Below are 18,762 nucleotides of genomic sequence, written 5' to 3'. Positions count from 1 at the left end.
AGACCCACAGGCATGTCCCGCCTCACCGAGCTCAGGTTCCGCGCCGCCACCGCGTTCCAGCGCCATGTCGGCAACCCTGTGCTGCGCCGACTCCCCCTCCAGACGGTCCTGGAGACCACCGGCCGTGTCTCGGGCCTGCCCCGGCAGACGCCGGTGGGCGGCAGCCGGGTCGGTGACTCCTTCTGGCTGGTGTCGGAGTTCGGTGACCGGTCCCAGTACATCCGCAACATCAAGGCCGATCCGAAGGTGCGGGTGCGGATAAAGGGCCGCTGGCACACCGGAACGGCCCATCTGCTCCCCGACGACGACCCGGTCGCCCGGCTGCGCCGCCTGCCCCGCTTCAACAGCACGGCCGTGCGGGCCCTCGGGACGAATCTGCTGACGGTCCGGGTGGACCTCACCGGCTGACACGCGCGGCGCCGGTCAGCCGGCCCGCACCCGCTCGCACAGCTCGATCACCAGCCGGACGACGTCCCAGGGCGCCCGCAGCGTCGGGAAGTGGTCGCACTCCGGGTGCCGGACCAGCCGGCAGCCGGGGATGCGGGCGGCCATCGCCTCGTTGCAGCGGATCACCTCGGGCTGGTCCTGCTCGCCGAGGAGGAGCGTGCAGGGCAGGTCGAGTTCACCGAGCCGGTCGAAGGCGGGGGCGCCCGCGATCTCATGGCCGTACGTCGTGAACCACGCCGGGATCGCCGCCCGCAGCCGGGCCTCGGCCTCCGTGTCGGGGTCGGGGCCGGCCGCGCCCCACACCCGCAGCGCGAGCGCGACCAGGCCGTCGAGGTCCCCGGCGCCGGCCAGCCGGCCGATCTCCTCGGTGACCTCGGGCACCTCCAGGCCCTCGTATCCGGCGACGCCCGGCGTGAACAGGCCCAGGGCGGCCACCCGTCCGGGGTCGCTCAGGGCCAGGTCGACGGCGGTCCTGGCGCCCATGCTGGAGCCGGCCAGGACCACCCGGGGCAGGTCGAAGTGGTCGAGGACGCCACGGAGGTCGTCCACCTGGGCGTAGGGGGTCGTGGGTGCCGGGGAGCGCCCGAAGCCGCGGGCGTCGTACCGGATCACCCGGTGATGCCCGGCGGCCAGTCCGGGCAGGACGGGATCCCAGATCCGGGAGTCCCCGACGCCCGAGTGCAGCAGCACCACGGGCGGCCCGGCGCCGTCCGCACCGGTGTCGTCCGCCCAGACCTCGCCGCCCTTGACCTGCACCAGTTGTCCCATACGGCAGACCCTGCCCGCATTGCCGACCCGGCGACAGCCACCGGCCGGTCAATCGGCGGGGCTCAGCCCGGCCACACGATGGCCTGCACCTCGCTGTAGGCGTGCAGGGCGTACGAGCCGACGTCGCGTCCCACTCCGCTCTGCTTGAACCCGCCGAAGGGCGCCTCCATGTTGCGGCCGACGGTGTTGACGCCGACGCCGCCGGCCCGCAGCCGCCGCGCGACCCGGAAGGCGCGGGCGACGTCGCCGGACCAGACGTAGTCGATCAGTCCGTACTCCGTGTCGTTGGCGAGGGCGATGCCCTCCTCCTCGTCGTCGAAGGGGATCACGCACACGACCGGCCCGAAGATCTCCTCCCGGGCGACCCGCATGTCGTTCGTGCAGTCCGCGAGCAGCGTCGGCGCCACGTAGAAGCCCCGCTCGTACGGCGGCCGTTCACCGCCGGCCACGACCACGGCGCCTTCCTTGCGGCCCGTCTCCACGTACGACTCCACCCGGTCGCGGTGCTCGGCCGAGATCACCGGCCCGACGACCGTGGACGCCTCGCGCGGATCGCCGACCTTCAACCGGCCGGCGTACGCGGCCAGTTGCTCGACGAGGCGGCCGTAGACGCCCCGCTGCGCCAGCACCCGCGTGGGCGCGGTGCAGATCTGCCCGCTGTAGAAGGAGAACGTCGTCCCGATCCCGGCGACCGCCGAGCCGATGTCCGCGTCGTCGAATACGACGGCGGCGCCCTTCCCGCCGAGCTCCATCAGCTGCCGTTTCATGTCCCGTCCGCACGCCTCGGCGATGCGCCGGCCGACGGCCGTGGAGCCGGTGAAGCTGACCATGTCGACGTCCGGGGACGACACGGCCGCCTCGCCGACCTCCACCGACCTGCCGGAGACGACGTTCACGACCCCCGGCGGCACCCCGGCCGCCTCCAGCGCCTCCGCCATCCGGTAGACGGACAGCGGGTCCTGCGGCGCCGGTTTCACGACCACGGTGTTGCCCATGGCGAGCGCGGGCGCGATCTTACCGGCCGGGTTGGCCCACGGGTTGTTGTAGGAGGTGACGCAGGTGACGACCCCGACGGGCTGCCGCACGGCCAGCGCACCCATCACGCCGGCCTTCCCCATCGGCCCCGCGTCGTTGATCTGCGGCGCGACGGCCCACTCGGCGGGCTCCACGCGCGCGTAGCGCCGGAACCGGGCAGCCCCGACACCGACCTGCATCCCCCGGGCCGTGCCCGTGGTCGCGCCGGTCTCGGCCTGGGCGAGTTCGGCGTACGGCCCGAGGTGGCCGTGGATGATGTCCGCCGCCCGCGCCAGCACGGCCGCCCGCTCCTCCGGCGCCGTGCGCGACCACGGCCCGAAGGCCTCGCGGGCCGCGGCGCAGGCCGCGAGCACCTGATCCCGGGACGCCTCGGGAGCCCCGCCCACGGTCTCCTCCGTCGCCGGATCGATCACGGGATAGTGACCGCCGTCCGGCTCCACCCACGAGCCCCCGACGAACAGCCGCTGCCGGTCGGATCCTTCGAAGCTCACCTGGTGGCCACCGTCCTGGTGTCCCGCCCCGAGCGCAGCACCCGCCCCGGTACGGCCCCGCTCACCACGTCGTCCCGGATCGCCTCGACGCCATTGACCCACACGGCCCGCACCCCGATCGCCCTGGAGTCCAGCCGCGGGCTGTCGCCCGGCAGGTCGTGCACCAGGGTGGCCGTGCCGGCGTCGATCCGCTCCGGGTCGAAGAGGACCAGGTCCGCATGGAAGCCCTCCTGGATCCGGCCGCGTTCGCGCAGCCCGAAGAGCTGGGCGGGGTCGTCGGTCAGCATCTTCACGGCCTGCTCAAGGCTCGTGAGCCTGCGTCCGCGCAGACAGTCCCCGAGGAACCGGGTCGTGTACGGCGCCCCGCACATCCGGTCCAGATGCGCCCCGGCGTCGGAGCCGCCCAGCATGACGTCGTCGTGCTGCCATGCCTCGGCGCGCAGCGCCCAGGACGCGGGGTCGTTGTCGGTGGGCATCGGCCACAGGACCGTACGCATCTCGTCGGCGGCGCAGATCTCCACCATGCACTGGAAGGGTTCCTGGCCGCGTTCGCGGGCGATGTCCTCCACGACCCGGCCGCTCAGTCCGCGGTTGGCGTCGCTGTAGGTGTCGCCGATGACGTACCGCCCGAAGTTGGTCAGCCGCCGGAAGACGCCGGCCTCCTTGGACGACGCGTGCCGCAGCAGCTCCGCCCGCACCTCCGGCTCGCGCAGCCGGGCGATCCGCTCGGGCACGGGCAGCCCGAGGACCGGCCCCCACCCGGGGATCAGGTTCAGCGCGCAGAAGGTGCCGAGCGACATGTTCATCGGCGTGAGGATCGGCATGGTCAGCGCCACGACCCGGCCGCCGGCCTTGCGTGCCCGCTCACTGGCCAGCAGCTGCCGGGGCACCCGCTCCGGCACGGCCGAGTCGATGGTCAGCACGTTCCAGTTCAGCGGCCGTCCGGCGGCGGCGCTCATCTCCACGAACAGCTCGATCTCGGCGTCGCTGAACTGGTCGAGACACCCGGCGACGATCGCCTCGATCTGCGTGCCCTCGTGCTCCCCGACGGCCTTCGCCAGCGCTAGCAGCTCGGCGGGCCCGGCGTGCCGCGAGGCCACCGGCTTCCCGTCCCCGTCGGAGTGGGTGGACGACTGGGTGGTGGAGAACCCCCAGGCACCGGCGTCCATGGCGTCGTGCAACAGTCGCACGATCTCGCCGAGTTGCTCCTCACTGGGCTGCCCGCCGACCGCGTCGGCTCCCATGACGTACCGCCGCAGCGCACAGTGCCCCACCATGAAGCCCGCGTTGACCGCGATCCGCCCTTCGAGGGCGTCCAGATACTCCCCGAAGGAGTTCCAGCTCCACGGCGCGCCTTCTTCGAGCGCCACCAGCGACATGCCCTCGACCTTGGACATCATCCGCCGCGTGTAATCGGCGTCCCCGGGACGACCCGGATTCAACGGCGCCAGCGTGAACCCGCAGTTCCCACCGGCCACGGTGGTCACCCCGTGGTTGAGAGAGGGGGTGGCATAGGGGTCCCAGAACAGCTGGGCGTCGTAGTGCGTATGCGGATCGACGAACCCCGGAGCGAGGACGAGCCCGGTGCCGTCCTCACTGGTACGGGATCCCTCGGTGACGGTTCCTATGACGGCGATACGGCCGTCGCGTATGCCGACGTCGGCGTTGCAGGCGGGCGCGCCGGTCCCGTCGACGACGGTCGCGCCTTTGATGACGTGATCGAGCATGACGGCTCCTCCTCTGACTCGGGGTGCGGGCCGCGCCCCTCAGGGGCGCGGGGAACTGCGCGACCAGCCACGACGCACCCGCACCCGCCGACGGCCCGCGGCCCTACGACGATCAGGCGGACTGCCGGAATCGGGACGTCCGGTGAACGGGATCCGTGTCGATCTTCGGAATGACGTGCTCCCCGATCAGCCGGATCGTCTGCAACGTCTCCTCCTTCGGCACCCCCACCGGCAGCCCGAAGCTCAGCTGGTCCGCCCCGGCCTGCTCCCACCGCTTGCACTGCGTGAGCACCTCGTCCGGATCACCGCAGATCAGCAGCTCCTCCTCGATCAGCAGCTCCACGAACTCCGGCGTGTACTCGGGCAGCGTCTCCGGCCACACCGGGAACCCCTCGGGCCGCGGGAAGGTGTCGTGGTACCGGAACACCAGCGAGGGCAGATAGTGCAGCCCGCCGTTCACCGCGATCCGGATCGCCTCGTCGTGCGTCGGCGCGCAGATCGCCGTGGTCGTCACCATGACGTTGTCGTTGACGAAGTCCCCGATCGGCTCCGCGTTCACGACCGCCGTCTTGTACTGCTCCAGCACCCACTCCATGTCGGAGACCTTCTGGATGCTGAAGCCGAGCACCCCGAGCCCCTTGCGGGCGGCCATCGCGTACGACGGCGGCGACCCGGCGGCGTACCACATCGCCGGATGCGACTTCCCGTACGGCTTGGGCAGGACCTTGCGCGGCGGCAGCTGCCAGTGCTTGCCCTGGAAGCCGACGTACTCGTCCTGGAGCCACATCTTGGGGAACTCGGCGATCGTCTCTTCCCAGATCTCCTTGGTGTAGTTCATATCGGTCACGCCCGGTATGAACCCGAGGATCTCGTGCGAGCCGGCACCCCGGCCGCTGCCGAACTCGAAGCGGTTCTCGCTCAGATGGTCGAGCATCGCGACCTTCTCGGCGACCTTCACCGGATGGTTGACCTGGGCCAGCGGGTTGAAGATGCCCGATCCCAGATGGATCCGCTCGGTCGCGTGCGCGAGGTACCCGAGGAACACGTCGTTGGCGGAGAGATGCGAGTACTCCTCCAGGAAGTGGTGCTCGGAGGCCCACGCGTACTTGAAGCCTGACTTGTCCGCCTGGATGACGTACTCGGTCTCCTCCATCAGCGCCTTGTGCTCCGCGAGCGGATCGGTCTCGGCGCGCTTGCCCACGTATCCCTGTACAAAGAGCCCGAATTCCAAGGCGGTTCACCGTCCCCGGTTCCGAAGTTTTCTGACGCACCGTCAGTTTTGAACGACTGTGGCACCACCGGCATGGAGGGTCAATACCTGATGGTCAGTCAGATGACGCTGACCCCGGCCAGCCACCCGCCGTCGATCACGAACGGCTGTCCGGTGATGTAGGAGGAGTCCTCGGACGTCAGGAACAGCGCCAGCCGCGCCACCTCCTGCGGCCTCCCGATCCGGCCGAGCGGCACGAGCTTGCGGTACAGCCCGTCCAGGGCCCGGCTCGTCTCCTCCGCGTCCGCCTCCGGGTCCAGCTGCGCCGGGTTGGACATCGCGGTGTCGATCGCGCCGGGGCACATGGCGTTGACCCGGATGCCGCGCGGCGCCAGCTCCAGCGCGGCGACGCGGGTGAGGCCGAGGATGGCGTGCTTGGTCGCGGCGTACGTGCCCACGGCCGCCATGCCCGTGACAGCCGTGTAGGAGGCGGTGTTGACGATCGTGCCGCCGTCCTCCATCTCCGGAGCCGCGGTCTTCATACCGAGGAAGCAGCCGACCTGGTTGACCCGCACGACCTGCATGAACTCGTCCAGCGGCGTGTCGACGAGGGAGTTGAACCGCAGGATCCCGGCGTTGTTCACGAGCCCGTCGACCCGGCCGTACGCCTCCTTCGTGGCCGCCAGCGCGGCACGCCAGTCCTCCTCGCTTCCGACGTCGAGATGGACGTACAGCGCCCCCAGCTCCTTGGCCAGCGCCCCGCCCTGGTCGTCGAGCACATCGGCGACGACGACGTTCGCGCCCTCGGCCACGAACAGCCGTGCCTCCTGCTCGCCCTGTCCGCGGGCCGCGCCCGTGACGATGATCGTCCGTCCGTCCAGCTTGCCCATGGCTCTCCCTAGTCGAGGCGGGGCGCGACCTCGGCCCCGAACGCGGTGATCTGGTCGACGAGCTCGCTGCGGCCGCGGCTGCGGAACCGCACCTGGATCTGGTCCACCCCCATCGCCCGGTACGCCCGCAGCGACTCGGCGAGGGCGTCCGGCGTCCCGGTCAGCGTCCGGCGCCCGACGTCCCAGGCGGGCGTGCCGACGTACAGGGGCTCGACGATGGCGCCGACGGTGTACGGCCCCTCGATGCCCGCCTCCTGCCTGAGCCGCCGGATCCGGGCGATCTGCGCGGGCAGCCGGTCGCGCGGGTCGCCCTGCGGCAGCCATCCGTCGCCCTTCAGCGCGGCCCGGCGCACGGCGGCCGGCGAGGATCCGCCGACCCAGACCGGGACGCGTTCCTGGGCGGGGCGGGGCAGCTGGCCGAGGCCCTCGAAGTCGTAGAGCTTGCCGTGGTGTTCGGGGAACTCCTCCGGCCCGAGCGCTGCGCGCAGGGCGTCGATCGACTCGTCGAGGACGGGGCCGCGCCGCTCGAAGTCGACGCCGAGCACCTCGAACTCCTCGCGCACGTGCCCGGCCCCGACGCCGAGGATCAGCCGCCCCGCGCTGAGGTGGTCGAGGGTGGCGTACTGCTTGGCGCTGAGCAGGGGGTGGCGCAGGCCGACGACCGCGACATGGCTGAGCAGGCGGACCCGCTCGGTGGCCGCCGCGAGGAAGGCGAGGGTGGCGACCGGGTCGTACCAGACCGTGCTCATCGCGGAGGCCAGGCGGCGCGGGATGGCGACGTGGTCGCAGGTGGCGACGTAGTCGAAGCCGGCGCGCTCGGCGGCGCGGGCCAGGGCGACGAGGTCGTCGGGTCCGGCGCCGGCCTCCCAGGGCTCGGCGTACATCGTGCTCTGCGACTGGACGGGGAGCTGCATCCCGAACAGCGTCCGTCCGTCCGGCGGGACTTGGATGGCCACACGCCCTCCTCGATCTGACGGTCCGTCACATTCATGCTCGGGCGCCATCGTCCGGTCTGGCGGCGCAACAGACAAGGGGTGGGGCCGATCCCGCGCGGGAGGGGCCCCGCGTCCCGGAGGCGCCCGGATTATCGCGATCTTCGTGCGATTGACCGGGGGTCGTCCTGCTCGTGTCTCAGGGGTGTCACCGGGTGAGGGCGGCCCGGGGGCGGCTCGTACTGGGTGGCGGCGGCCCGGGAAGTCCGGGCGCCGAGACACGGGGAGATACCGAGATGATCCGCAACCGCTTCGCCGCGATCGCCGCCACCACCGCCGCCGCGGCCCTGCTGCTGACCGCCTGCAACGCCGCCGACGACGCCGCCTCCGCGGCCCGCGAGGGCGCCGGATCGGCCCTGCAGAGCCTGAACTTCGGCAGCGGCACGGCCAAGCAGAACAACGCGGCCCCCGGCACCGGCGACTGGGCGACCCGCCCGGGCAAGCCCGCGAGCAAGCCGGCCGCCAAGAAGTGGGTGCAGCTGAGCGCGTCGTCCGCGGGCGACCTGGACCCGGTCGTGGTCAACGGCGCCGGGTTCACCCTCTACCGCTTCGACAAGGACACGGCCGACCCCTCCAGGTCGAACTGCTCCGGCGAGTGCGCCACCACCTGGCCGCCGGTCCTGGTCGCGCCGGGCGGCAAGATCTTCGTGGACGGCGTGGCCAAGTCCGACGTCGGCGTGGTCAAGCGCGACGACGGCAACCTCCAGGTCACCATCGGCGGCTGGCCGGTCTACCGCTTCAGCAAGGACCTCGAGCCCGGCGACACCAACGGGCAGGGCGTGGGCGGCACCTGGTTCGGCGTGACGCCGGACGGGCAGAAGGCGGGCGCCGCCGAGGCGCCGGAGCAGGGCGGCGACGGCACCGCCGCCCCGGCGAGCAGCGTCACGCTCTCGGACGAGATCAACTTCGGCGACCCCTCCGAAGGGCTGGCCGGCTCCGGCTGCCAGAACGTCGGCCGGGACGACTCCGCCTCCTCCCTCCAGGCATCCGGCGCCCTGAAGATCTGGTCCGGGAAGGACTGCAAGGGCGAGTCCAAGGTGGTGCAGGGCAACATCGCCGACCTGAACTCGATCGGCTTCGACGACAGGATCTCGTCGGTGTTCCTCGGCTGACGCCCCGGCGCGGCCATGGGCCGCGGTCCCCCGCCGGGGGCCGCGGCTCCCTCATGCACCGCCCGGCCAGAGCCCGTCGCCCGTCAGCCCCAGCAGCTCGATCGCGTTGCGCCGTACGATCCGGTCGACCACGTCGGCGTCCAGGTGTCCCATCTGCGCCTCGCCGACCTGGCGGGACTCCGGCCAGGTGGAGTCGGAGTGGGGGTAGTCGGTCTCGTAGAGCACGTTGCCGACGCCGATGGAGTCGAGGTTCTTCAGCCCGAAGGCGTCGTCGAAGAAGCAGCCGTAGACGTGATCGGCGAACAGCTCCGACGGCGGCCGGTGCACCTTGTCGGCGACCCCGCCCCAGCCCCGGTTCTCCTCCCAGACGACGTCGGCGCGCTCCAGGATGTACGGGATCCAGCCGATCTGGCCCTCGGCGTACATGACCTTGAGGCCCGGGAAGCGCTCGAACTTGCCGCTCATCAGCCAGTCGACCATCGAGAAGCAGCAGTTGGCGAAGGTGATCGTCGAACCGACGGCGGGCGGCGCGTCGGCGGAGGTGGAGGGCATCCGGCTGGAGGAGCCGATGTGCATGGCGACGACCGTGCCGGTCTCGGCGCAGGCGGCGAGGAAGGGGTCCCAGTAGTCGGTGTGCACGGAGGGCAGCCCGAGGTGCGGGGGTATCTCGGAGAAGGCGACGGCCCGTACGCCCCGGGCCGCGTTGCGGCGGACCTCGGCGGCGGCCAGCTCCGCGTCCCACAGGGGGATGAGGGTGAGCGGGATCAGCCGACCGCGCGCGTCGGGCCCGCACCACTCCTCCACCATCCAGTCGTTGTACGCCCTGACGCCCAGCAGGCCCAGCTCGTGGTCCTGCGCCTCGGTGAAGGTCTGGCCGCAAAAACGCGGGAAGGTCGGGAAGCAGAGCGCCGACTGGACGTGGTTGACGTCCATGTCCGCGAGCCGGGAGGGCACGTCGAACGAGCCCCGGCGCATCTGCTCGTAGGTGATGACCTCCAGCTTGATCTCGTCCCTGCTGTAGCCCACGGCGGTGTCGAGGCGGGTCAGGGGCCGGTGCAGGTCCTCGTACACCCACCAGTCGCCGATCGGCCCGTCGTCGCCCGGCCGTCCCATGACGGGCTTGAACCGCCCGCCCAGGAAGGTCATTTCCTTCAGCGGCGCGCGGACTATGCGCGGTCCGATGTCCTGGTACTTCTTCGGGAGCCGGTCCTGCCACACCGTGGGCGGCTCCACCGTGTGGTCGTCGACGGAGATGATCAGGGGAAACGTCGTCTCGGTGTCCATGGCGCCCACGGTAGCGCCGATCTGACGGTCCGTCAGCTGTGCGGTGATACACCCCGCCGTGCGAAGACCTCGTGAGGGCCTTGTGATATCCCGCGCGCCTGGCTGTGATCAGCCTCTCCCCGGCTGACGCATCTGCCATGAACAAGGCAAACTGGCGGAGATGTAAACGGGCCCTAGGGGGACTGCGATGGACGGGGTACCGCGAGTGCCGGAGCAGAGGCGTCCCGGCTCCGCGCAAGATGCGGCGGAGCCGGCGGCGGCGCTGCGCTTCGGCGTGCTCGGTCCGGTGCGCGCGTGGCGCGGCGAGGAACAGCTGGCCACCGGCTCCCCCCAGCAACGCGCCCTGCTCGCCGCCCTGCTGCTGCGCGAGGGCCGTACGGCGACCGCGGCGGAGCTGATCGACGCCGTGTGGGGCGAGGAGCCGCCGTCGCAGGCGCTGGCGGCGCTGCGCACGTACGCCTCCCGGCTGCGCAAGATCCTCGACGCCGGTGTCCTGGTCAGCGAGTCCGGCGGCTACGCGGTGCGGGGGCTGCCCGAGGGCGCGCTGGACCTCGGGGTGGCGCAGGAGCTGGCGGCGGAGGCTGAGAAGGCCCGCGGCGCCGGGGATCTGTGCCAGGCGCGGGAGGTGCTCGCGCGGGCACTGGCGCTGTGGGACGGCGAGGTGCTGGCGGGGGTTCCGGGGCCGTACGCCGAGGCCCAGCGGGTCCGCCTGGAGGAGTGGCGCCTCCAACTCCTCGAATCCCGCCTCGACATGGACCTGGAGCAGGGCTGCCACGCGGAGGCGGTCTCGGAGCTGACGGCGCTGACCGCCGAGCACCCGCTGCGCGAGCGGCTGCGGGAGCTGCTGATGCTGGCGCTGTACCGCAGCGGCCGGCAGGCGGAGGCGCTGGCCGTGTACGCGGACACGCGCCGGCTGCTGGCGGACGAGCTCGGCGTCGACCCGCGCCCCGGCCTCAAGGAGCTCCAGCAGCGCATCCTCCAGGCGGACCCGGCTCTCGCGGAACCGTCGGCGCCCGCTGCCGAACCGGCCGCGGTCCCGGTCCGTCCTGCCCAACTCCCCGCCACGGTGCCCGACTTCACCGGTCGCGCCTCCTTCGTCTCGGAGCTCGGCGAGGTCCTCGCCTCGGCCGAGGGGCGGGTGATGGCGGTGTCGGCGCTGGCGGGCATCGGCGGTGTGGGCAAGACGACGCTGGCGGTCCATGTGGCGCACCAGGCGCGCTCCGCCTTCCCCGACGGCCAGCTCTACGTCGACCTCCAGGGCGCAGGCCCGCGCGCGGCGGAGCCGGAGACGGTGCTGGGCTCCTTCCTCCGGGCCCTCGGCACCGCCGACTCGGCGATCCCGGACTCCCTGGAGGAGCGTGCCGCGCTCTACCGCTCGGTGCTGGACGGCCGGCGGGTGCTGGTCCTGCTGGACAACGCCAGGGACGCCGCCCAGGTACGGCCGTTGCTGCCGGGCACGGAGGGCTGTGCGGCGCTGGTGACCTCCAGGGTCCGCATGGTCGACCTCGCGGGCGCCCATCTGGTCGACCTGGACGTGATGTCCCCGGACGAGGCGCTGTCCCTGTTCACGAAGATCGTGGGCGAGGAGCGGGTGGCCTCCGAGCGGAAGGCCGCGCTGGACGTGGTCGCGGCGTGCGGCTTCCTGCCGCTGGCGATCCGCATCGCGGCGTCCCGGCTCGCGGCGCGGCGCACGTGGACGGTGTCGGTGCTGGCGGCGAAGCTCGCGGACGAACGCCGCCGCCTCGACGAACTCCAGGCAGGCGACCTCGCGGTGAAGGCCACGTTCGAGCTGGGCTACGGCGCGATGGACCCCGCCCAGGCCCGCGCCTTCCGCCTGCTGGGCCTCGCCGACGGCCCCGACATCTCGCTGGCGGCGGCGGCCGCGGTGCTGGACCTGCCGGTGGACGAGACGGAGGACCTGCTGGAGGCCCTCGTCGACACATCCCTGCTGGAGTCGGCGGCACCGGGCCGGTACCGGTACCACGATCTGGTGCGACTCTACGCGCGTGCGTGCGCGGAACGCGACGAACAGCCGCCGAGCGAGCGGGAGGGGGCGTTGTCGCGGTTGCTGGACTTCTATCTGGCCACGACCGCGCAGGTGTACGCCATCGAGCACCCCGGGGACCGGCTGACCGACGACCTGGAGCCGACCCGCTATCCGGGGCTGAGCTTCGACGAGGGGACGGCGGCCCTCGACTGGCTGTACACGGAGGCCGGGCAACTGCTGGCCTGCGTACGGCAGGCGGCGGGAACGGAGCGGCTGCGGCGGGCGGTCGATCTGCTCTGGGCGGCGAAGGACCTGACCGAGTCCGGGGCCAACTCGCATCAGTACGAGATGACGGCGAGGGCGACCTGCGAAGCCACCCGGGCGGACGGCCACGACCGGGCGGAGGGCAGGGCCCGGACGGTGCTCAGCGACGTGCTGCTGGTCTCCGGACGCATCCAGCCGGCCGAGCAGGAGGCCCGCGTCGCCATGGAACTCGCCGGGAGCGCGCAGGACTCCACCGCCCTCAGCTGGGTGGCCAACAACCGGGGCCTCATCTGCCTGCACGAGAGCCGGTTCGCCGACGGCAAGGTCTTCTTCGACCAGGCCCTCGAAGGTCTGCGGGCGGCGGGGAACCGGCCCTTCGAGGCCACCGTCCTCGGCAACCTGTCCCGCGCCCACCTGGGCATGGGCAACATCGCGAAGGCCGTGGAGATGGCGCAGCACGGGCTCGCCGTGCACACCGAGATCGGCCGGACGGTGCGCCTGGCCAACGGTCACTTCGCGCTCGGCGTCGCCCTGACCCGCGCGGGCCGTTACACCGAGGCGCTCAGCCAGTTCTCCGACGCCCTCGGCATCTTCAACGGCCATCGGCAGCGGCTGTGGGAGGGCGTCACCCACTTCCGCATCGCCGAGGTGCACGCGGCCGACCGCCGCCCGTCGCAGGCCGCCCAGCACGCCGAACAGGCGCTCGCGCTGGGCTGTATCGGCGGCGACCGGATGCAGGGCAACGTCCTCACCCTGCTGGGGCGTTCGCTCTACGCGCTCGGTCAGGCGGACCGGGCCCGGGCCTGCTGGCGTGAGGCCCTGAGCCTGTACGAGCAGAACGGCGCCGGGGAGGCCAACGCGGTGCGCGCACTGCTCAGCTCGGCCGCGGCGGCGTAACCCGGGCCGCTGACCTGGGGATTGTGAGCGTTAAGCGTTCGTTTATCTCCACCCGGCAGTCTCATACCTGTCAGACCGTCGCGTCGGGGGGCAGACGGTCGGACCCGGAGCCCGACCGATTACTGTGCGGCTCCGAACGCCCGTCCGGCGATCCGCGGGGGAATCCCCGGGCGGGCGTTCCTCACTCATCGCCGAAACAGAGGAACACGAGCCCATGAGCGACAAGAAGAAGGACGCGACCGTCTCTCCGGACAACAACGCGATGCCGGGCGAGCCGGCCGCCGCGGACGAGAAGATCACCACCCTGAACAACGCCATGCCCAGCGAGCCGGCTGCCGCTGACGAGGAGATCACCACGCTCAACAACGCCATGCCGGCGGGGCCCGCGAAGCTGAAGCTGAACGACAAGTAGGCCTCATCGCACGGGGATCGGCCGCGGCGGCTCGGAGGGGGAGCCACCGCGGCCGACGTGTGTCCGGCGGGCGCCGGCGCTCGCGGCGTCCGCCGTGAGGCCGGCGCAATGGCGTGTCCCCGCGGTCTCTGTGCGTCGTTCCCCCTCCCGACACCCGGTCGTCGCACCCGACCGGCACGCTCGGGTGTCATGGCATCCGAGCACAGCGCGGCGGCGGGCGCCGGACAGCCGTCGGCGCTCGTCAGGTTCGTTCAGTTCGTGCCGCTGGGCGCGGTGGCCGTCGTGCTGCTCGACTCCGCCACGGACTTCTTCCCGGACGACCCCCTCGCGGGCATCCTGACGCCGACCAGGCTCGCCCTGCTGCTCGGGGTCATCGCCCTGGTCGTGCCCGTACGGGGCCGGCCGCGGGCACGGCTGCGGGACTTCCGGACGCGCCTGGACCTGCCGATCGGCCTGCTGGTCGCGGTGTCGGCCGCGACCACGTACCGCGGCGGACACCCCACCGCACCCCTGCGCGGCCTGCTCACCGTCATCGCCTGCCACTACCTGGTCGTCGCGGTCCGCCGCACCCGGCCCGAGTCGTGGCGCGCGATCGCCCTCCTCGCGCTGACCGGCGTCGCCGCGGCCGCCACCAGCGCGTTCTCGCAGGTGACCAACGAGACGCCGACCGGCTTCTGCCGCACCGGACTGCTCACCGACGTCGCCTGCGACACGGCCGGCGACGGCGTCCTGATCCGCGCCACCGGCACCTTCGCCAACCCGAACCTGCTGGCCGCCTTCCTGGTGCTGCTCCTGCCGTTCGCCCTGCTCGCCACCGTGTGCGTGGACGAGCGCACGGCCCGTACGGCGGTCGTCCTGCTCGTGGTGATCGGATACGGCGCCCTGCTGACCACCTTCTCGCGCGCCGGGTACGTCGCCGGCGCCGCCGGTCTCCTCGTCCTCGGCGGTGCCTACTGGCTGGCGCCCAGGATCGCCGACCGCGCGCAACGCCGGCTGTTCGCCGTCCTCGGCACCCTCGCCCTGCTCGGCGCGGCCGGCGCCATCTGGGCCGTGTCCCGGGCCGGCGACTCCCTCGGCGTGCGGGGCCAGGCGTGGGAGGCGGCGCTGAGACTGGCCGCCGACAACGCCCTCGGCGTCGGGCTCGGCCGCTCCGGCGCCGCGATATCCGCCGCCGCGCCGGGCGGGCGGACCTTCGTCCACGCCCACAACCTGTGGCTCAACTGGCTGGTGGAGGCAGGCCCGTTGGGGCTCCTCGCCATCACCGCCGTCGCCGTGATCGCGGTGTCCTGCGCGGCCCGCGCCGCCCGCGCGAAGTCGGTGATCGGCACGGTCGGCCTTGCGGCCCTCACCGGCTTCTTCCTGATGAGCATGATGGACCACCCGGCCAACCTCGACCGCATCGACGCCCTGTTCTGGTGCGCCCTCGCGGTGATCATGGCCGAGACCCCGGCCACCTGGCGCGACCGCACGGGCACCACCCCGGCCCTCGCCCCGGCCCGGCCCAAACACCCCCGCCACGGCCCCCAGCGCGTCGGCGCCGCCGGCTAACAAGTCATCTCATTTGTGGTCCGTTCAATGTCCAGCGGTGTCGACCGAGTCGCTGAGAGCTATCGAGGCCCTTGCGGGCAATGCGGTGCCGGATGCCGACCATGCAGGACACGGTCTAAAAGGTGCGTGATGACGGAAGGCGCGGCACCGTGCGCACCTTTTCACGACAACCCGGCGGCATTCGCGGTAGCCGATGCTCGGCCCGCCGGGCTGATGCTGCGGCGCCCTCGGCGGCTCACCGCTGCGGCTGGGCGCCTGTCCTCAACAGGGCCAGCCCGAGAGGGGTGATGAGGTGCAGCACGGACCCACCTCTGCGGCTGGTGGTGATGAGGTCCGTGTTCCGCAGCACGGTGGCGTGCTGACTGGCCGCTGCGGCCGTTACGTTGAGACGGCGTGCCAGCTCGGTCGTCGTGCAGCCTTCCTCTGTCACCTGCAGGGCGGCAGCTCGCGTGCGGCCGAGCAGAGACTCCAGGTTCCGGATAGTTGAATCGTCCGGTTCGCCCGGCCCGGTACCGGTCAACGGTCGGCGGAGGGCCGGCACGGTCAGCCGGGGTGGCTGGGCGGTGTCGAGTGGGTCCCACAGAAAGCTCACCGGGAGCTTCGAGAAGACCGTGGGCGTGATGATCAGCCCCCTGCCCTGCAGACGCACCTCGACCCGTCGCGGGTAGGGAGCTTCCAGCACTGGAGGACGCCAGCGGACCAGCGGCGCGCAGATCGAGCGCAGCAGCAGATCGATGCCCCCCTCCAACATCAGGTTCGCGCAACGAGTGGACAGCGCGACCAGCTCGGACCGCCCTTGGTGCCAGTAGGGCTCCACAGTCAGCCGATGGCAGGCGCGCACGGCCTCAGCGAGCTCCCGCCGTGCGTCGCGGTCTCCCTCGGACACTCGCCTGGCCCATGGCAGGTGTTCGGGGTGGAAGTCGAGGCCTTCGAACTCGCGTCGCAGCCGGGGCACCGGGGCGTGCAGCAGATTGTCCACGGCGTGGTCCAGAGAAGACACATCACCCATCAGCGCCAGCAGATCAAGCCCGGGGCCGCGCACCGGAACCAGGGACGTCAGGGGGCGCGTGTCCGCTCCCATCCGGCCCGCGACCGCCGACCGCCACGAGCGCAGGTGCGGAAGGTCCCGCTTCTCTCTCAGCAGTTCCAGGCTGTAGTAGATCTCCGCCGCGACGCCGATCGTTGCGGCCACCCGTGTCCGGGCGAGGTCTTCCGCCGTGAAGTGAATGCGTAACACCAACCAACCCCCTGCCATCGCGATAGAGCGCGTGAGCGCACCCTCAGCATGCCCCGACCCGGCACACCCCAAGAGGCACTCCCGAGCCAGACGTCATAACGGACGGCAGTTCAAGGTCCGATATCTGATCATTCCTCGGTGAGGACGGGAAACCCCATTGGTTTTAAGTCAGGACTTAACAGCTCGTCATCCGACACAGCCTTTCCCCATAGTTCAGGGGACCGGAAAGCGAGGAAGCCGCGCTTCCCGAAGGAACAGGCAACGGCCGGATATCCCGGCTTTGCGCGAATCGAAGAAGGAGATCCATCCTCATGCGACGATTCACCAGCCTCTGTACCGCGTTAGGGTTCGCTGCGGCCGCAGTAGTGGCATCTGCGCCGATCGCCCAGGCGTCTACGGCGACTGTCGAACGGGACGTGACGATCACCGCGTACCAGGACTGCCCGGTCGGCTGGTTCTGCGCATGGGAAGACGCCGGTGGCTGGGGCAGGATGGCGCGCTTCCAGACGGGCTCGGACGACCTGCGTGACTTCAACCTGAACGACCAGATCTCCTCGGTCTGGAACAGGACGGGCAGGACGTTCTGCACGTGGTTGAACATCAACCGCGACGGTGCCACCTGGCCCGTGGGGAACTGGCAGGGCAACACTTCGCAGTACAACCGAAACGACAACATCAGCTCCCTGCGCGTAGGGGCCTGCTGATCACCCCGCCTGGACCGGACCGGGAGCAGCCTGTCAACTGATCGGATGAAGCGCTGCGGTGCAGAGCATCTCCGGCTGCTGCAGGCCACCGAGTCAGCGAAGGGCCCCGGCGTCCGCGGGCCCTTCGCTACTCCGAGGCCCTCCCCCGCAGCTCCCCCTTGACCACCTTCCCGCTCGCGTTCCGCGGCAGTTCGGCCACGAACTCCACCGCCCGCGGCACCTTGTAGTTCGCCATCTCCCGGCGTGCCCAGGCGATCAGGTCGTCCCCGGTCAGCACGGACCCCGGCCGTCGCACCACGAACGCCTTCCCGGCCTCCCCCAGCCGCGCGTCCGGCACGCCGATCACCGCGACGTCCGCGACGTCGGGGTGCAGGCCCAGCAGCTGCTCGATCTCCGCCGGGTAGGCGTTGAAGCCGCCGACGATGAACATGTCCTTGATGCGGTCGGTGATGCGCAGGTTGCCGCCGTCGTCCAGCACGCCCACGTCCCCGGTGCGCAGCCAGCCGTCCTCGTCGAGCACCTCGGCCGTGGCCGCCGCGTCCTCGTAGTAGCCCCGCATGACGTTGAAGCCGCGGACCAGCACCTCGCCGGGTTCGCCGGGCGGTGCCTCGACGCGGACCTCCGTGCCCGGTATCGCGCGGCCCGACGTCGACGCGATGACCGTCGGGTCGTCGCCGCGCCGGCACATCGTCACGATGCCGCTGGCCTCCGACAGGCCGTACGCCGTCAGGACCGTCTCCACGCCGAGTTCCCCGCGCAGCCGCTCCACCAGTCGCAGGGGCACGACCGCGGCGCCCGTGACCACCAGCCGCAGCGCCGAGAGGTCGTGCGTGTCGCGGGCCGGGTGGTCAAGGAGCGACTGGTGCAGGGTCGGCGGGCCCGGCAGCACCGACACCCGTTCCGCCGCGATGTTCGCCAGCGCCGTACCGACGTTGAAGACCGGCTGCGGGATCATCGTCGCGCCCCGCATCAGACAGGCGATCACCCCGGCCTTGTAGCCGAAGGTGTGGAAGAAGGGGTTCACGATCAGATAGCGGTCGCCCTGCCGCAGTCCCGCAAGGTCGCTCCACACCTCGTACGCCCGCAGCGTCTGAGCGTGGGTGATCACCGCGCCCTTGGGGCGGCCCGTCGTGCCGGACGTGAAGACGATGTCCGAGGCCCAGGAGCCCTCGACGGCCTCCGCGCGCGCCCGCACCTCGGCCCCGTCCACGCCGTCGCCGCTCGCCAGGAAGTCCTTCCAGGTACGGAAGTCCGCGGGGGCGTCGTCCGAGAGCACCACCACCTGCTCAAGGGCGGGCAGCCCGGGCCCCTCCGCGACCGCGCGGCGCAGCGACGCCACGTACGACGTCCCCAGGAACGTGCCGGTCACGAACAGCAGCCGGGCCCCGCTGCGGCGCAGCACATCGGCCGCCTCCCCGCCCTTGAAGCGGGTGTTCAGCGGCACCAGCACCGCCCCCGCCGACACCGCGCCCAGCGCGGCCGTGATCCAGTCCAGCGTGTTCGGCGCCCAGATGGCGACCCGGTCGCCCGGCTCGATGCCGTTCGCCATGCAGGCCGCGGCCGAGCGCTCGACGCGGGCGCCCAGTTCGGCGTACGTGGTCCGGCTGCGGCCCTCCACCACCGCCTCGACGTCCGCGTACCGCTCGGCCGCGGACCGCAGCAGTTCCGGGATGCTGTCCCACTCCAAGTCACCGCGCACCACAGCCTCCAGACCCACTAGCTGACTACCCGTCAGATTAGCTGTAGCCTGACGCCCT

The 18,762-nt window shown here is 71.7% G+C and carries 15 protein-coding genes; 6 read left to right on the top strand and 9 right to left on the bottom strand.

Annotation, left to right across the window (positions count from 1 at the left end):
- The first annotated feature begins 12 nt into the window (after positions 1 to 12).
- Positions 13 to 408 (top strand): nitroreductase/quinone reductase family protein, encoded by a 396-nt coding sequence (locus CP983_RS24365; RefSeq protein ID WP_107905945.1) that lies wholly within the window; start codon positions 13 to 15, stop codon positions 406 to 408.
- 15 nt (positions 409 to 423) lie between these two features.
- Here CP983_RS24365 and CP983_RS24360 read toward each other — a convergent pair whose 3' ends face one another.
- The 6 genes from CP983_RS24360 to CP983_RS24335 all read right to left on the bottom strand — a co-directional run bounded on the left by CP983_RS24360 (position 424) and on the right by CP983_RS24335 (position 7,482).
- Positions 424 to 1,215, bottom strand: coding sequence for an alpha/beta fold hydrolase (locus tag CP983_RS24360; RefSeq protein ID WP_150501775.1), 792 nt, complete (start codon positions 1,213 to 1,215; stop codon positions 424 to 426).
- 62 nt (positions 1,216 to 1,277) lie between these two features.
- A complete protein-coding gene (locus CP983_RS24355) occupies positions 1,278 to 2,741 on the bottom strand; it encodes an aldehyde dehydrogenase family protein (protein ID WP_150501773.1) in 1,464 nt (487 codons plus the stop codon).
- Positions 2,738 to 4,468 (bottom strand): N-acyl-D-amino-acid deacylase family protein, encoded by a 1,731-nt coding sequence (locus CP983_RS24350; RefSeq protein ID WP_150501771.1) that lies wholly within the window; start codon positions 4,466 to 4,468, stop codon positions 2,738 to 2,740. Before CP983_RS24350 ends, CP983_RS24355 begins: the two co-directional genes overlap by 4 nt.
- A 112-nt stretch (positions 4,469 to 4,580) precedes the next feature.
- Positions 4,581 to 5,699: an LLM class flavin-dependent oxidoreductase gene (locus CP983_RS24345; protein ID WP_125529631.1), complete on the bottom strand. Its 1,119-nt coding sequence runs from the start codon at positions 5,697 to 5,699 to the stop codon at positions 4,581 to 4,583.
- A 98-nt stretch (positions 5,700 to 5,797) separates the two neighbouring features.
- A complete protein-coding gene (locus CP983_RS24340) occupies positions 5,798 to 6,568 on the bottom strand; it encodes an SDR family NAD(P)-dependent oxidoreductase (RefSeq protein WP_150501769.1) in 771 nt (256 codons plus the stop codon).
- Positions 6,569 to 6,576: 8 nt separating this feature from the next.
- A complete protein-coding gene (locus tag CP983_RS24335; RefSeq protein WP_229914808.1) occupies positions 6,577 to 7,482 on the bottom strand; it encodes a TIGR03619 family F420-dependent LLM class oxidoreductase in 906 nt (301 codons plus the stop codon).
- A gap of 314 nt (positions 7,483 to 7,796) precedes the next feature.
- On the opposite strand from CP983_RS24335, the gene CP983_RS24330 reads away from it, so the two are divergent.
- A complete protein-coding gene (locus tag CP983_RS24330; RefSeq protein WP_150501766.1) occupies positions 7,797 to 8,672 on the top strand; it encodes a hypothetical protein in 876 nt (291 codons plus the stop codon).
- 51 nt (positions 8,673 to 8,723) lie between these two features.
- Here the strand turns inward: CP983_RS24330 and CP983_RS24325 are convergent, their stop codons facing one another.
- Complete coding sequence (locus tag CP983_RS24325; RefSeq protein ID WP_150501764.1) at positions 8,724 to 9,956, bottom strand: amidohydrolase family protein; 1,233 nt, start codon at positions 9,954 to 9,956, stop codon at positions 8,724 to 8,726.
- Positions 9,957 to 10,143: 187 nt separating this feature from the next.
- Here CP983_RS24325 and afsR point away from each other — a divergent pair, with 187 nt between their 5' ends.
- From afsR to CP983_RS24310, 3 genes are all read left to right on the top strand, one after another.
- Positions 10,144 to 13,104 carry an SARP-family global regulator AfsR gene (afsR, locus tag CP983_RS24320; protein ID WP_150501762.1) on the top strand — a complete coding sequence of 987 codons (2,961 nt, stop codon included), beginning with the start codon at positions 10,144 to 10,146 and terminating at the stop codon, positions 13,102 to 13,104.
- Between the two features lie 214 nt (positions 13,105 to 13,318).
- The gene (gene afsS, locus CP983_RS24315) at positions 13,319 to 13,516 is read left to right on the top strand and encodes a regulatory protein AfsS (RefSeq protein WP_150501760.1); all 198 of its coding nucleotides are present in this window, start codon (positions 13,319 to 13,321) and stop codon (positions 13,514 to 13,516) included.
- A 189-nt stretch (positions 13,517 to 13,705) separates the two neighbouring features.
- Entirely contained in the window at positions 13,706 to 15,064 is a 1,359-nt protein-coding gene (locus CP983_RS24310) for an O-antigen ligase family protein (protein WP_150501758.1), read from the top strand.
- A gap of 235 nt (positions 15,065 to 15,299) precedes the next feature.
- Here the strand turns inward: CP983_RS24310 and CP983_RS24305 are convergent, their stop codons facing one another.
- Positions 15,300 to 16,301 carry an ArsR/SmtB family transcription factor gene (locus tag CP983_RS24305; protein ID WP_167537895.1) on the bottom strand — a complete coding sequence of 334 codons (1,002 nt, stop codon included), beginning with the start codon at positions 16,299 to 16,301 and terminating at the stop codon, positions 15,300 to 15,302.
- Between the two features lie 311 nt (positions 16,302 to 16,612).
- On the opposite strand from CP983_RS24305, the gene CP983_RS24300 reads away from it, so the two are divergent.
- Entirely contained in the window at positions 16,613 to 17,005 is a 393-nt protein-coding gene (locus CP983_RS24300) for a peptidase inhibitor family I36 protein (protein ID WP_150501756.1), read from the top strand.
- Positions 17,006 to 17,132: 127 nt separating this feature from the next.
- Here the strand turns inward: CP983_RS24300 and CP983_RS24295 are convergent, their stop codons facing one another.
- On the bottom strand, positions 17,133 to 18,704 hold the full coding sequence (locus CP983_RS24295) for a FadD3 family acyl-CoA ligase (protein ID WP_229914785.1): 1,572 nt from the start codon (positions 18,702 to 18,704) through the stop codon (positions 17,133 to 17,135).
- Positions 18,705 to 18,762 lie beyond the last annotated feature (58 nt).

The organism is Streptomyces chartreusis, from assembly GCF_008704715.1.
Taxonomy (GTDB): Bacteria; Actinomycetota; Actinomycetes; order Streptomycetales; family Streptomycetaceae; genus Streptomyces; species Streptomyces chartreusis.
This window is presented reverse-complemented; position numbering and strand designations above follow the sequence as displayed.